This is a genomic window from Njordella aestuarii, assembly GCF_056494165.1.
Window position 1 is genome coordinate 4,674,712 of the sequence record NZ_CM151397.1, and the last position, 14,172, is coordinate 4,688,883.

Below are 14,172 nucleotides of genomic sequence, written 5' to 3' on the forward strand. Positions count from 1 at the left end.
TACTGAACTATAGGGAGACAGATGGAACTATGGAGCAAAACTGATTCCGGATAGCTCATTTAGCGTTGGTGTACCCTGTCGTACTATAAAATTCGCTTTGGTGGGATCAGTGCCCCCGCAGCAAGCAACCCGCCCGCGAGTGCGAATCCCGTCAACACGGTGGAGAATGCAATTTCCAGCCCTGTTAGTGTTTGGCTTTCTAACAAAGCAGTTAGAGCGCGGTATCCTAATGAACCGGGTACGAGCACTATCATTCCAGGCGTCGACGGAATTAGAGCAGGCCGATCCCAGATTCGAGCATAAAGATTGCTCACGCAACCTACGGCCAAAGCCCCAGAGAACGCTCCCACGACCTGCCCAAATTCTCTCACGGTAAACCAGTGAGCTATATAACCAAGCAGTGCAGCCGTATAGATTACAGGCCACTGCCGAAAACTCGCTTGAAACAGAACTGCAAAACATCCTGGTGTAAGAAGCACGGCCAAAAGCATCAACCATTCCGGGAGCGGTTGGATTGGACCAACGGGCAGCGTACGCAGGTTGGCTCCTAATCTCCAAGCAATTCCAACCCCTAACACCAACACGAATAATGTCGAAAGAGCTCCTGCCAATCTTGCGACTCCTGCGGACACATGCCCGACCGATAATTCCGTGATAGCGACGGTCAACGCTAGCCCTGGAAGCAAAACAATCAGTGACGCAAGAGTTGTTAGTCGGTCATCGAGCGGCACGACGAATCGTGCAACCAGCAATGCAACGGTCGCTCCTAGAGCCGAAACCAGCGGTTCAAAAAGTCCTCGCTCCCAACTCCAACGTGCCGTTGCGCCACCTAACCAATAAAATAGCGAGCCAAGAACAGCTGCTACACTTGCTTCAATTAATCGGCCTCCGAACAAGATTGCCACGCATCCGCACACGGTCGCATACGCAGCAGCCGTAGCTAGCCAGCCGAACGGAGAAGGGGCCTTGGCGGTTTTTTCGAATTCCTCGCTGGCTTGCCCAACGGTAATTTTTCCATCTTCTAACCGCTCAAGTATCTCATCGAAAGAAATGAGTTTGCTAATATCTACCGGGCCTGAATCAATCCGTCGCAAGAACGTGGTTTCGGAATTGCCGTCACCCAAAGATACGACCAGCGCAGTTGGCGTGTACAAGAAAACGCCAACGATGCCAAGGGACCGAGAGACCTTTGCCATAACACGTTCAAGACGATGAGAAGGCGTTCCATAGCGATGAAGCAGCTCGCCCGCGCGCAGCAGAAACGCCTGCTCGTCCGTTGAAATTGGCATTCAGAGTCCGTGTTATAAGCTCAAATAGTCGAAAAAAGGCAAAGGGCACATCCAGACAAGCTTGACAATTCTAACGAAGTTTGATCGAAAGAAAATCGCACAACAACGTCAACCATCACCGCCACTTGTCCCAACATGTACATCCCGCATAGTTTTCTAGTCACTGACCAAGCACAGTTAGTTGAGTTTATCTCCACGCACGGCTTCGCAACTCTGGTTTCAGTCGTGCAGGATGAACCTTTCGCGACACATCTCCCGCTGCTTTACGATGGTGCTAATGCCGAATCGCCCCGGTTGCTGGGTCACTTTGCACGAGGCAATCCTCAATGGCGTCTTGCCTCCGACCAACGCTGTTTGGCAATTTTCCATGGCCCACATGCTTACGTATCGCCAAACTGGATCCCAGCCCAGAACGCAGTACCGACATGGAATTATGTTACCGTTCACGCATACGGTAAGATTCGACTGATTGAAGAGCGTGGTGAGCTCTATAGCGTTCTTACGCGAATGGTTGAAAAGTACGAAGCCGCCTTTACGCAACCTTGGCAGATCACACAGCCTGACGACGGTTACCTCGATAAAATGATGCAGGGCATCGTTGGATTTGAATTGCAGATCGAACGGCTTGAAGGGAAATGGAAGCTAAATCAAAACCATCCCGCCAATTCGCGAGAACAAATCGCTCGGGGACTCCGCGATTCGGGTCGACATGATGAAACCGAGATCGCTCGCTTAATGGAAGAGTTTCGCCCGACTGATTAAGTATCTATCGACTGTGACGTATTAATGATCTTTTCTCGTCGATCGGAATTCAGTATCCATATTCGGCATCCCTTGCAGCATCCTTTTGCGCGAGGCGGTCCCGGTTATGTTAGCCAACGCGGCTCAAACAAGCGGCTTCTAAATTGGTTGGCCTTTGCCTGAAGTTAGATTTCAGGAACAATTTTGCCGACCGATCGATAGCCAGGAGAGTAAATCTACGATGACATTTTCTGAAGTCACAAGTCGATTATGGGCAGCAGCGCAGAAGTTATTCTCGGGAAATGCTGATGGCCTTACGGAGATCAGTGACATTGCTTTATTTCCCGCCATCAAAGCCTTGAGTTTCCTGGTAGGCTTTTATTTCATCGCAAAATACTTATCGCGTATAGTAGCTAGCCCGATCTGTTCACGCGTCGACCAGACGCTCGGGCGCTTCGTCGAAAAGCTGGTTTATCGGGGCACCATAGTCGCCGGAATTTTCTTTGTCTTACACTATTTTGGAGTAAGGTCCACAAGTTTTGCAGCGGTATTGGCCGCCATGGGCTTCGCAGTCGGCCTTGCACTCCAAGGCACTCTTGCCAATTTTGCATCGGGCGTTCTCCTGATGATATTCAGGCCATTTCGAGTCGGAGATCTAGTCGTCGCAGGTGGAGTAACTGCGCGGGTCCATGAGATCGATCTCTTTACCACCTCGGTAGATACTCCAGATAATCGCCGACTGATAATTCCGAACAGCTCAATTTCTGGTCATACGATCGAGAATGTTACGTTTCATCCGCTTCGCCGCATTGAAGTTCCGGTCGGGATCGCTTATTCAGCCGATATGGATGCGACTCGGGCAAGTCTTTGGAAGGCAATTGCCCAACTGGCTTCCAAAATTATTCAGAACGACGAACGCAAGTCACAAGTTCTGCTCGTCGGTTTCGGCGCATCCGCAGTAGATTGGGTCGTACGCGTTTGGGCGCCGACAGCGGACTTTCATCCAATGCGAGATGAACTGGTGTATCAAATAAAGCGACAGCTAGACGAAGCGTCGATCCCTATTGCATTCCCGCAACTCGATATTCACGTCGATTCATCGTCTAGTGAACTTCTCGGTCTACAATCGCGCCGGACCCTCCCACGCCGCAGTTCCATTCAACAATCCGACGCAGCGTAGTAGTCCATCGACAACGCTGTCCATGGAGAAACGTAAGACACACACTGTTACACGCGTGTACCATCGAACGCTGATGTGAATAGTGCGCGGATAGCATCTTTAGTGATGGGCTTGACCAAGTGAAAATCAAAACCAGCCTCGCGAGTTCGATTGCGATCTTCGTCTTGGCCCCATCCAGTCAGTGCGACTAACACTAAATTGCGCCGATCTGGCAGCTCGCGAATTAACTGGGCCGTTTGGTAGCCATCCATCCCGGGCATTCCCAAGTCGAGAAAAACGACGGACGGCTTGAACGAGGTTACCATCGCGACACCGGAAGGTCCACTGTTGGCTACAGCTACATCATGACCAACTACGGTCAACAGTCTTTGTAGGCTGTGTAAGGCATCAACGTTGTCGTCGATCACGAGCACGCGCTGGCCTTCGACTGTCGCAACACCGAACATCTGCGGCATACCAACATCCGCACCCTCTTGCTGAACCAAAGGTAATGAAACGGTGAATTCGGCACCTTGGTTTTCGCCATTACTGGTAACATGGACATCGCCACCATGCAGTTCCACCAGACGCTTGACGAGCGTAAGACCTATCCCCAAGCCACCTTGCGCGCGTTTGAGATGTCGATTGATCTGAGTGAACATCTCAAATACTTTATCGAGCATTTCTGGGGGAATACCTACGCCTGAATCTTTGATTGCCAACTTAGCATGATCTTCGACTGTCGAAAGCGTTATAGAAATTTGACCGCCTTCCGGTGTGTATTTTGACGCATTGTTTAGCAGATTAGCGACAACCTGAGTCAACCGGACCATGTCTCCGTTAACCATGACGGACTTGTCAGGCATTATGAGCTTGAGCCTATGATTTGCAGCTTGAATCATCGGCGAACTCGTCTCGACAGCATTCTTGACGACGTCCGACAAATCGATTTGCGATTCTTGAAGTGTAATTTTTCCGCTCGTAATGCGGCTGACTTCTAGAAGGTCGTCAACCAGCCTTACCATATGATGGACTTGACGTTCGACTATTTCGCAAATTTCCGCAGCTTCTTGCTGTTCGTTTGCGGTCGTGCTAGGAATACCAAGCACTTGAATGCCACTGAGAATCGGTGCGAGTGGGTTGCGCAGCTCATGCGCAAGCGTTGCGATAAATTCATCCTTACGACGATCAGCTTCCTGCAGTGCAGCGGCAAACTGACGGGTTTCTTTTAGCAAACTTGCATTCTGTTGATTAATTTTGGCAAGTTCGTCGCGTTGCCGTGCAACTTCCTGCCGCTGGCAGTAGAGATCAAAGAAGACACTCGCCTTGCTGCGCAAAATATCTGGCTCAATCGGCTTCTGAAGGAAATCGACTGCGCCCGTTTCATATCCGCGGAAGCGACGCTGTTGATTTCCGCTATCTGCTGTTAAAAACACGATTGGAATTCGTCGAGTGCGTTCGGAACCTCGCATCAATTCAGCGAGTTCAAATCCGTCCATATCTGGCATCTGCACATCGATCAACGCTAGCGCTACGTCGTGTTTCAGCAAATGCTCTAGCGCTTCCGCGCCCGAGCTTGCTTTTAGGCAAATCAATCCTTCGCGCCGGAGTAAGGTTTCCAATGCAACTAAGTTTGATTCTCGATCATCAACTAGTAGAAAGTTCACGATGGGACTTGATTGTTCGCTCATTGACAACCTTCTGTACTATTTAAATAGTGTACAATCTGTTCAAGGCTCATGATCTTCGCAGTTGGACATGCCCGGATAGCCGCTTCGGGCATTGCGCTGGCATAGGCCTCTGCCGGTTCTTGCACAATCCCTATCCCCCCTTCCTCAATGATCGTTGCGAGTCCAATTGCTCCGTCGTGATTTGCGCCCGTTAATACAATGCCGACCAGTCTTTCCTTAAAGACTTCTGCCGCGGTCTCGAAGAGGACATCCACCGAAGGCCGACAAAAGTTTATTGGCTCTTCCACCGTCAATGAAAGTGTCGACGGGTCTTCCACCATCACGTGATAATCTGGCGGCGCTATGTATATAGTTCCACTCTCCAGCTGTTGTTTGTCTTCGACTTCTACTACTTCCAAACGACACTTATGTTGTAACAACTTTATCATCGAATTGCACTTCACATTGGGAACATGCACGACAACGACAATAACGTGCGGATAATTGGCGGGTAAGCCTGAAAAAACGGTCGACAAAGCGTCAATCGCTCCCGCTGAAACACCAATGACGACCGCATTTGTCATTGCTTTCATAGTTCACCCGTCCTGCGGTAGATCCGTTCCTCTGCGTTAAAATCGCTGAACGCATGGCGATGTCGCGAGAACCGCATGTTTTCTTTCGCGCCCAAGCCGAGGAAGCCGTTACGCGGAAGGGCGTCTCGAAATAGCCCGATGGCTCGGTCCTGCAAATCGGTCTGAAAGTAAATAAGAACATTTCGACAAGATACCAATTGCACTTCCGCAAAAACAGCATCTGAGGCGAGGCTGTGATCGGAAAACACGACGCGTCGGCGGAGAGTCTTGTCAAATACTGCGTAGCCGTATGCGGCCGTATAGTATTCCGACAAGGATGACTTGCCACCCGAATCTTGATGGTTCTTTGTGAACAGCGGCAATCGATCAACCTGATACCGCCCCTCCTCGGCTTGCCGGAGCGCGTCAGCATTAATATCTGTCCCGTAAAATATTGTGCGGTCCTCTAATCCTTCTTCGCGAAACAGAATAACCATCGAATAGACTTCTTCGCCGCAGGCACAGCCTGGAATCCACACTTTGAGCGACGGATAGGTTCGTAAATGTGGTATCACACTCTGGCGCAACGCCAAGAAATAGTCAGGATCGCGAAACAACTCACTGACTTGCACAGTCAAGTAAGATAGCAACTCGGGCAACACCGAAGCATCGTGCAGAACACGATCCTGGAGTTGAGAAAGCGATTTGCATTCGAATCGTTCGCGAGCCTGCTCCAATCTCCGTTTTAATGATGCAAATGAATATTCACGGAAGTCGTAATGATATTTCCGATAGATTGCTTCCAGCAGCAATTGGAGTTCGATATCGTTAATCTTTTCTCGCACTAACCCCTCACCGCTTTCGGATCCAGACACGAACCAGCGACAACAATTTGTCTACGTCCAGTGGTTTCGCCATATAATCGTTGGCCCCCGCTGCAATACAGTTTTCTTGATCGTCCTTCATCGCTTTCGCGGTCAGCATAATGATCGGCAGATCTCTGAATTCCTGTCTTTTGCGAATCTCCTGAGTCGCAGTTAAGCCATCCATTTCGGGCATCATGACGTCCATCAAAACCAAGTCAATCCGCATACTTTCGTCGATTAAAGATTCCCCAAGTGCCGTAAGAGCTTCTTTGCCGTTTCGGGAAATCTGTATGACGACGCCTCGAGGTTCTAGGAGGCTTGAAAGAGCGAAAATATTCCGAACATCGTCCTCGACAATTAGTATGCGCCGCCCTTCCAAAGCCGCCTCGCGACTCCGAGCCTTGCGAATCATTTTTTGCTGCTCGGCGGGAAGCTCCGACACAACTTGATGCAAGAAAAGCGTGACTTCGTCTAATAGCCGCTCTGGAGACTTCGCCCCCTTAATGATGATCGACTTGGAAAACATCCTCAGTCGCTGCTCTTCTTGCGCAGAAAGGTCTCGCCCGGTATAAACGATTACGGGCGGAAAGGAGTATGAATCGTCGCGGCTGAGCGTCTCCAACAGCGAGTACCCTGAAGCGTCGGGTAGGCTCAAGTCCAATACCATGCAATCGTAAGTATTATTCTTCAGTTGCTCCAGGCATTCGGCAACGCTTCTCACGCCTTCAGTCTGAACCTCGTGCGAGCCCAAGAGTTTCTGCAGACTTTCTAACTGGACGGCATCGTCTTCGACAACGAGAACACGTCTGGTCCGTTGATTTAGCTTTGTTTCAATGCCCTTCAGCGTTGCGACCAGTGTCGCTCGATCAACCGGCTTTACAGCGAACCCGACGGCCCCCAGGGCTATTGCAGTCTCAGACAAGTCATTTGCCGAAATCACATGAACGGGTATATGCCGCGTACGAGAATCCTGCTTGACTCTGTCCAGCACCAGGAGTCCTGATTCATCCGGCAACCCAATGTCAAGCACGATTGCATGTGGCATAAACTGCGCGGCAAGGGCCATCGCTTCCTCGGCTGTCGTAGCGACTACACACTGAAATCGCAATTCGTGAGCCAGGTCGGCCAAGATTTTTGCGAAGGACTCATCGTCTTCAACAATTAAGATGAGGCGACTATCACCGCTCAACTGGCCGCGATCATCTTTAAAGGATCGTGGTTGAGAATAGATCGGCTTTGGCGCGGACGCAAAGTTTTGCGGCGTGGAGTTTGTACTCTCTTGTTGTTTCGGGAACTGTGAGACGAGACTGGCGTTATCTCGGAAGATTGGACTTGTACTAACTTTGGGAGAAGTTGTTGATGCAGCTTTAAACGCCCGTGGCAAAACAATCGTAAAGCGACTACCTTCACCAACACGGCTGGCAAGTTGAATTTGTCCACCCAAGATTCTGACCAATTCTTTGGTTATGGAAAGCCCGAGACCGGTACCGCTGTAGCGTCGATTGGCCGCGCTATCGACCTGCCGAAACGCTTCAAAAATTGCCTGCTGCTCCTGTTCTGGAATGCCGATTCCCGTATCCGAAATTTCTATGGCAAACTCATTCTCTGAGTGATTTCTTATCGTCAAACCGACATTACCTTTGTCGGTAAACTTAATTGCATTCGACAACAAGTTCTTCAACACCTGATCTAGTCGTTGCCGATCCGTAAAAACAGGCTCGCTGAAATCGCCGATTATTTCTGTTCGAAATTGAAGCCCTTTCTGGGTTGCAAGTGGCGAGATTGAATTCTCCAACTCTCGCACCATGTCAGGCAGCCAGACGTTGTCCGCACGCACTTCCATCTTTCCTGCTTCAATTTTGGACAAGTCAAGAATGTCATTGATTAGACATAACAAATCATTACCCGAAGCGTGAATGGTTTCTGCCGATGTTACTTGCTCCTTTGTCAAATTGCCTTCAGGATTGTCAGCAAGCAGTTTCGACAAAATCAGTGACGAGTTTAACGGTGTGCGCAACTCATGGGACATATTTGCCAGAAAGTCGGATTTGTAACGACTTGCTTGTTCTAATTCACGCGCTTTTGCCTCGGTTGCGACACGCGCTTTTGCCAGATCGTCTCGCTGAGCTTCGAGAAGTTGTGCCTGGTCCTCAAGCTGCGCATTCGTCTGCTCAAGTTCAACTTTCTGTTGCTCCAGTCGACTTTGCGACTCCTGCAAGACGCGGCTTTGTACCTCCATTTCTTCGTTCGCAACTCGCAGCTCTTCGCTTTGCTGCTGCAATTCTTCAGCTTGCTGACGTGTCTCCTGCAAGAGCTTTTGTAAGTGAAAACGATATCTCGCAGACCTAACTGCGACTCCCACAGGTTCTGAAATAGCCTCCAAGAATTCATCGACTTCATCACCAAATCTGCGCATGAATCCAAGCTCAATGACGGCATTCACATCGCCTTCGACCTTCATGGGAGCAATGACAAGATGACGCGGCTTTCCGTGGCCCAAAAAAGACTCAATCGTGAGGTAATTATCGGGCACATTGGATAAGCAAAACGTACGACCATCCTTGACCGCTTGCCCTAGCAGTCCATCTCGCCGCGTGAACCTTTCGACCATCGGCTTGCTAGACGACAAACCGTAAGTAGCTATACGCTTGAACTCATCGCCATCTTCGACAAACAAGGCAGCGGCCTGGGCGTCTAGGACTTCACATATAAAACGGATAGTATTCTCGCCGAACTTCTCCGTCGCTTGCTCGCCACTCATCACCATTCCTAGTCCGGTACGCCCGGACTGAATCCACTGCTGTCGCTGCACCAAGACCTTATTCTTGATGAAAAATGTTCCGACCAGTGCCATAACCCAAATGGTCACGATCCCAAAAACGCGGTTAACCACAGCAACATCGCGATTGACCCCCGCGGCATCGGTCGCCAATGTAAATGTCATCAGTACCGTGCACACCGCTGCAATCAACATCGGTATACGTGGCTGTTTTAACAAAAGTGACATCGTCACTGGGACCAAATGGAATATCCAAACGGCAACCCCAAGCGGTGTGAAGAAATCCGCTACCAAAACGATCAGCAGTGAAATACCGATCGCCAAATAGACAAGTGACGCATATCTTCCGTCATACAACTCAGACGCTCGCTGTGTTTTTGCATTTTGATGCACAGACGCGTCTGACATTCACGAGCTCTTATGTCGAGAGTTAACAAACAAGGATCACCACTGGATGCCGGAATGTTACTATATGTCCCCTCGAAATTGAATGTGCCTCACATCATTATCAAAATTCAATTTTGCCATTAATCCAGGTCATTCTCCGTGAACGGAGAAGACCATCCGATCGATATGCTCCACTAAACTATAGGTCCTAGACCACCTATTGATCCATTTCCTGAAGTGGAATCCTGTAACTTAACGCCCCGATTGCTTTGCCAGCCTCAACGTCACGGTAGTTTTCGTGGCACAGAATACACTTCTCCATCACGACTGGTATCGCCGTAGCACCTAGCAGGTATCGTTTTCCAGATTCTTCGACCACCTCTTCGTACCGCTCCGCTCCAGCCAAAAGTTTGGCTACCGCAGTCTTTTCGAAACCCGGTTTTGCATCATTCTCTGAATTGTATGGCTCACCCGTGGCGTCAACCAAACGAACGTCATGCCACTTCTTTTCACTCATCGAGTCAAACAGGGCGCGGAACGCACTCCCCGCAGGCAGAGATTCAGTTCCATCTACGTAGTGGGTGGTGATCAACACAATGCTTGTCTTGTAAATATCATCCAGCATCGACAACTCGCGCTGCGCCTGTCGCAGCGGATAGTCCTTGCTCTCCGGTGTTGAGCCCTCGACCGCCCAAGTGCTGCTAGACTTTGTCCAAAAAAGAAAGCTGGCACCAAGTGACAAACCGATTAACACAAGTCCGATTTTTCGCATAATATTACCCCACACGTTCCGAAACACTAAACAAACGTTCCAACCTCGAAAACAGGACAACCAAGTCTTGTTTAGCCAGATCGTAACATCTGTCAAAGAGGACTGCAACATCCACTTTTGCCGGTTAGCCGCTATGTTTTCCCAAACTGTTGAGTACGCTTTGCGATCCGTCGTACATCTGGCCTTACATCAAGGCGGAGCACAAAAGACGGCCGACATCGCAAAGGCTACCAAGGTTCCAGAAGCATATCTCACCAAAATATTGCAGAAACTTCAGCGTAGCGGGATCGTTCACCTGCGCCGCGGTATCGGTGGTGGAGTCGAACTGGCGCACGACGCAAATGCACTCACCATCCTGGACGTTGTCAATGCCGTCGAACCCTTGCAACGCATAACGACGTGCCCACTTGAATTGAAATCGCATGGCAAACGCCTATGTTCGCTGCATCGCAAGATGGACAACACGCTGAAATCGATGGAGGAAACATTCCGCAGTACAACCTTGGCCGACATCTTAAAAGATCCAAATCCGAGCAAAGCTTTGTGCGAAAATTGAATCTCAGAACACCCCACTCTTCGGCAAACCGCACACACTTCCACAGTTCGCTCCGTCCAAATTACTTGACTGTGACTTGTCTCGACGATAATATCGTTTAAGTGTGCGAATTCGTCCTTTAGCGCTTAAGTCTCGCGTAGCCAGAGGGAATCAGTTTGGACTGTTCGTGTATATTCGACGAACAATCAGTCAGCCGTAGCCTGTGGGCAAAGGCTCTCGCACGCGCATCGACCGCGGCTTGGTCCCTTTGTCTCCTTGCCCTTGTCAGTTCTACGAGTTTTGGGTTCTGCCGTCACGGAGTCAGCGAGATCAATCAGTTCGACGCCCGTAGTATGTTGGGCCTTTCTGAAGAGCAAGCTCGCCTCACTCCTGCCGCCTACTGGGTTTACAAAAACGGGATCATCGGCTTGTCGTTTCTGAAACCGGTTGTTCCGTGCGATGGTCCAAACTGCAACTCGGAGCCAGCACGGTCCAAGTCATTATTTTCAACAGGCACTCGGAGCTCTGGTGGACCAACGACCGCTCAAGGGCTGGCGGCAAACGCGTTAACAAAACATGCTCACGACACCGATCCTTGTGGCTACTTCACATCAGCCGATCTACGTTATCTGAACGCCTACATCGTGGGCCTGGATCGGCCTCCTATCGTCAGGGGCTGAACTCAGCCTCCTGCGCGAGTTCTTCTTTAGCCCTAGATCCGTCCCTCATTGCAAAGTTGCGATCCGCTATATGAGCTTGGCATTTCGCTAGCTTCCCGTGATTCGCTGCATAAGGACATTTTAGGGTGTCTATTTCGTAGGTGCTTTGCCAATTCATCGTTGTTGGGAACTTGCGCAAGTATGCGTTCAACGGCCCCGACGCGCTACATAGGGTTGGATAGCTTCAACAAAAATCGGCAACGGTTGAAAGCAACCGTTCGTGCTCGCTCGACTTCGATGTTGAAACGTCGCGGTCTGAGCAAGTCCCTTAATTCTTAAAGCACATTCCCCGATAGGTAATACAAATGTATCAAAAGACTTTTGTGCGCAAACGATGCGCATTCACACTCGTAGAGCTTCTGGTTGTTATCGCAATCATTGGCGTCCTAGCAAGCTTGCTTCTCCCAGCGATTCAACAAGCGAGAGAGGCTGGACGTCGAGTCAACTGCGTTAGTAATATGCGCCAGGTCATGCTGGCAACTCATTCTTATGAGGCAGCTTTCAAAGTACTTCCGGCCGCACTTTCGACACGAACCTACAACCAAAGCTCAGGCTTACCACAATCCATATCAGACATTTCTCTGCATGCTCGGATTTTACCGTTCATCGATCATGCAAATGTTTTTCAGCTAATCGATTTCAATAGCACCTATTCGTCGGCGACAAACGAACTGCCGCGTAAGAAGACTCTCTCGATCTATCGCTGTCCATCCGATCCAGCTCGCTTCATTCCTCGTGTTGTGGGCGGGCCGAACAGTTACTATGGTAATTCGGGGACAAAGCTACTTTACACGCGTACGCACTCCAATGCAAACTCGCTTGCTAACACTCCTGACCACGACGGAGTGTTCTACCTGGACTCCTATCTTCCACTGTCTGGCATCCTCGATGGCATGAGTAACACGGTAGGATTTTCCGAGCGAGCTATTGGCGACTTCAGCAATTTAATTGCAACTCCCAAATCTGACACATTTGCGACAGGAACATATCCAGACACTGCAGAGGAGGCGATCAGAGATTGCAATGCGATCGACCCACTAGACCTTAATCGTCAAGGATTCTCTGACATTGGTGGACCTTGGATCCGTGGATATCACTCTACGACCACGTACTACCAAATCAACACACCTAACCAAAGGTCGTGCATGTTTCCGCCTGGAAAAATCATGACGACAGCCTCCAGCTACCATCACGGCGGAGTCAACGTTGTATTTATGGACGGGTCCACCAGGGCCGTTACCGATTCGGTTGATCTCGAAGTCTGGCAAGCATTTGGAACGCGCGGTGGCCTTGAATCGCCACTTTCAACTATCGAATAAATAAGAAGTCAATTAGCAAAGGATACAAAAAATGAGTTATAAGCCAAGCCACGTCTTTACCCTACTCGCGGCAATCGCCTTCAGCAGTACAAGCTTGATTGGGCAGGAGCCTTCGAATCCGAAGGCTGTTCCACAGAATCGCGCCGATATCAAAGTTGCTCTTGAGCAACTGAAACATCGCAAACCACGGCTACCACTGCCGCTGACCAAGAGTGCTGATGAGACAAGCCCGTCTGTGAATAACGCTCGCGCTCGGGCCTTTTTCCTGCCAGCGGAATGGTTCGACGGCGAGAGGCCTCCACAGGGTAGCAATGCGACTGAATTAGTCGACTATGAATTGAAAACCAAGTGCTTTTGGATTGTATCGCGGGGAAACAACTGCCACTACTGTCTTGGTCATCAGGAACACAAGCTTGTCCAGGTCGGTCTGAGCGACGACGACATAGCAATGCTTGATCATGATTGGGATTCGTTGGACTCACGCACCCGCAAAGCCGTGACGCTTGCGCGCAAAATGACTCTTGAGCCGCACTTGTTCAATGATGCTGATGTCGAACAATTAAAACCGGAGTTTGATGACGCTGAGATCATCGAGCTGGTTTATACGATAGCACGATTCAATGCGACCAATCGCTGGACCGACTCACTTGGGCTGCCCCAAGATAACGAAATGCGGGGGCACGCCATTGATTTTGCAAGCACGACCGCAGACCGTTGGAAGGAGCGTGATTCTTTAGCGAAACCAGATCAACAATTTACGCAACGTGAAACACCGACGATCCTGGAGATTCGGCAGGGACTGGAGTCTGCGCGGACGAGATCAGCTCGCGTCCTTCTAGCTGATGAGAACAAGAGCCGTAAAGTCCTCGAACTCGCTCCAGGCGTCCAAGTAAATGACCTGCATCGCGCCATGGCACAACTCAACTCCAACGCTGCTGCCTTAATTTCAAATCGCGAAGTAATCCTGAAACACGAGGAGCTTTCTCCAAAGCTAAAATTGCAGATCATGTACCTGACTGCTCTACTCAACCGCAGCTGGTTTAATGTCGCTGACGCTGAAGTGCGACTAGAACTAGTCTCATTCCCTGCATCCGATTTGGTCGATCGCAGAAATTCTTCATTCTCGGAAGCCGAACAGATTGTGTTCGATTTCGCAGAAAAGCTAACCGTTTCCCCACATTTAATCTCCGACGATGATATCAACCAGCTTCGAGCACATTTTACAGATCGACAGACAGCTCAGATTGTCCACGTCATTGCGATGTGCAACAGTTTCGATCGATTCTGCGAAGTCCTAGGTCTTCGAGCGCCTCTTGAATCCTGAGGTTTAAACTTCACGCTTCTTGCACAGTGAATTGTCAAGC

Annotated in this window: 11 protein-coding genes; 5 read left to right on the forward strand and 6 right to left on the reverse strand. The window is 49.9% G+C overall.

Features of this window, described 5'->3' with window-relative positions; all coding sequences use genetic code 11:
* Positions 1-83 precede the first annotated feature (83 nt).
* On the reverse strand, positions 84-1,289 hold the full coding sequence (locus SH451x_RS18495; RefSeq protein WP_479358506.1) for a threonine/serine exporter family protein: 1,206 nt from the start codon (positions 1,287-1,289) through the stop codon (positions 84-86).
* Between the two features lie 135 nt (positions 1,290-1,424).
* Between SH451x_RS18495 and SH451x_RS18500 the strand changes: the two genes are divergently transcribed.
* Positions 1,425-2,051, forward strand: a complete 627-nt coding sequence (locus SH451x_RS18500) for an FMN-binding negative transcriptional regulator (protein ID WP_479358507.1) — start codon at positions 1,425-1,427, stop codon at positions 2,049-2,051.
* Between the two features lie 220 nt (positions 2,052-2,271).
* The gene (locus SH451x_RS18505) at positions 2,272-3,210 is read left to right on the forward strand and encodes a mechanosensitive ion channel family protein (RefSeq protein WP_479358508.1); all 939 of its coding nucleotides are present in this window, start codon (positions 2,272-2,274) and stop codon (positions 3,208-3,210) included.
* 47 nt (positions 3,211-3,257) lie between these two features.
* On the opposite strand, the gene SH451x_RS18510 is transcribed toward SH451x_RS18505, so the two are convergent.
* The 5 genes from SH451x_RS18510 to SH451x_RS18530 all read right to left on the reverse strand — a co-directional run bounded on the left by SH451x_RS18510 (position 3,258) and on the right by SH451x_RS18530 (position 10,235).
* Positions 3,258-4,880 (reverse strand): response regulator, encoded by a 1,623-nt coding sequence (locus SH451x_RS18510; protein WP_479358509.1) that lies wholly within the window; start codon positions 4,878-4,880, stop codon positions 3,258-3,260.
* Positions 4,877-5,452, reverse strand: coding sequence for a chemotaxis protein CheB (locus tag SH451x_RS18515; RefSeq protein WP_479358510.1), 576 nt, complete (start codon positions 5,450-5,452; stop codon positions 4,877-4,879). The genes SH451x_RS18510 and SH451x_RS18515 overlap by 4 nt, the downstream gene beginning before the upstream one ends.
* Positions 5,449-6,306 (reverse strand): CheR family methyltransferase, encoded by an 858-nt coding sequence (locus SH451x_RS18520; protein ID WP_479358511.1) that lies wholly within the window; start codon positions 6,304-6,306, stop codon positions 5,449-5,451. The genes SH451x_RS18515 and SH451x_RS18520 overlap by 4 nt, the downstream gene beginning before the upstream one ends.
* The gene (locus SH451x_RS18525; RefSeq protein ID WP_479358512.1) at positions 6,284-9,484 is read right to left on the reverse strand and encodes a hybrid sensor histidine kinase/response regulator; all 3,201 of its coding nucleotides are present in this window, start codon (positions 9,482-9,484) and stop codon (positions 6,284-6,286) included. Before SH451x_RS18525 ends, SH451x_RS18520 begins: the two co-directional genes overlap by 23 nt.
* A gap of 196 nt (positions 9,485-9,680) precedes the next feature.
* Complete coding sequence (locus SH451x_RS18530) at positions 9,681-10,235, reverse strand: c-type heme family protein (RefSeq protein WP_479358513.1); 555 nt, start codon at positions 10,233-10,235, stop codon at positions 9,681-9,683.
* A 133-nt stretch (positions 10,236-10,368) separates the two neighbouring features.
* Here SH451x_RS18530 and SH451x_RS18535 point away from each other — a divergent pair, with 133 nt between their 5' ends.
* From SH451x_RS18535 to SH451x_RS18545, 3 genes are all read left to right on the forward strand, one after another.
* Positions 10,369-10,791 (forward strand): RrF2 family transcriptional regulator, encoded by a 423-nt coding sequence (locus SH451x_RS18535; protein WP_479358514.1) that lies wholly within the window; start codon positions 10,369-10,371, stop codon positions 10,789-10,791.
* A 1,003-nt stretch (positions 10,792-11,794) separates the two neighbouring features.
* Positions 11,795-12,808, forward strand: coding sequence for a DUF1559 family PulG-like putative transporter (locus SH451x_RS18540; protein WP_479358515.1), 1,014 nt, complete (start codon positions 11,795-11,797; stop codon positions 12,806-12,808).
* A 31-nt stretch (positions 12,809-12,839) separates the two neighbouring features.
* A complete protein-coding gene (locus tag SH451x_RS18545; protein ID WP_479358516.1) occupies positions 12,840-14,132 on the forward strand; it encodes a carboxymuconolactone decarboxylase family protein in 1,293 nt (430 codons plus the stop codon).
* Positions 14,133-14,172 lie beyond the last annotated feature (40 nt).